Annotated in this window: 1 protein-coding gene; it reads right to left on the bottom strand. The window is 66.0% G+C overall.

The features are described 5' to 3' along the window. On the bottom strand, nt 1–1,100 hold a 1,100-nt coding region (locus tag OMW55_RS05325; RefSeq protein ID WP_264881383.1), incomplete at both ends, for a calcium-binding protein.

The following is a 1,100-nucleotide window of genomic DNA, read 5'->3' as shown; positions in this document are numbered from 1 at the left end:
TCGTACAGGTCGTCGCCGAACGGACCGGTCTCATGCCCTTCCGTCAGGAAGTCGTTGCCGTCACCGCCATAGAGCTGGTCCGACCCCGTCCCGCCGCGCAGCGTGTCGTTGCCGCCGCCACCGATGAGCCGGTCGTTGCCGGCGCCGCCCTCGAGGACGTCGTCGCCGCCGGGGCCGTCGACCGTGTTGTTCTCGATGAATACCTGGGCGCCGTTTTCGAAGATCCAGGTGCCGTCGCCGGCCAAGATATCGTCGCCGCCACCGCCGACCAGCACGTCATTGCCGATCTGCCCGGCCAGCACGTTGGCGTTGTCGTCGCCAGTCAGGTGATCGTTGCCGATCCAGCCACCCAGGTTCTCGATGCTGGTGAGGGTCCAGTTGCCCACGTTCGTCGATTGAGCCGTGCCCTGCAGCGCCAGCGAGACCGTCAGCCCCACCGCCGGATTGTAGACGGGCTGGTAGGCCGTGTCGGCCAGCTCGAGCGTGTCGATGCCGGTGCCACCGTCGATCACCTTGTCGCCGGTGCCAACCGTGAAATAGTCGTTGCCGCCATTGCCCGACAGCTTGTCGTTGCCCTGGAACGTCCAGAACCAGTTGGCGACGTCGTTGCCGATCAGCGTGTTGTTGCCGTACGCGCCAGTGACATGCTCGATGCTGACGAACGTATCCATGCCGCGGCCGGTGTTCTGAGGCCCGGTGTTGCGCAGGTCGACCGTGACGCCCGGGCCAAATGAGGCGAACAGGCTGACCCGGTCACTGCCCTCACCGCCGTCGTACAGGTCGTCGCCGAACGGACCGGTCTCATGCCCTTCCGTCAGGAAGTCGTTGCCGTCACCGCCATAGAGCTGGTCCGACCCCGTCCCGCCGCGCAGCGTGTCGTTGCCGCCGCCACCGTTCAGAACGTCGTCACCATCACCGCCGTCAAGAAGGTCGTCGCCTTCGTCGCCGGCCAGACGATCGTTGCCGGCTTCACCCAGGATGGTGTCGTTGCCGCCAGCGCCGCTGAGCTGGTCACCGCCATTGCCACCGGAGATGAAGTCGTTGCCGGTATCGGTCCAGATCTCGTCGTCGCCATCGCCACCATAGACGCTGTCGTCGCC

It is taken from the genome of Sphingomonas arvum, from assembly GCF_026013565.1.
Classification (GTDB): domain Bacteria; phylum Pseudomonadota; class Alphaproteobacteria; order Sphingomonadales; family Sphingomonadaceae; genus Sphingomicrobium; species Sphingomicrobium arvum.
The sequence above is the reverse complement of the archived record's forward strand: the minus strand, read 5'-3'. Positions and strand labels throughout refer to the sequence as shown.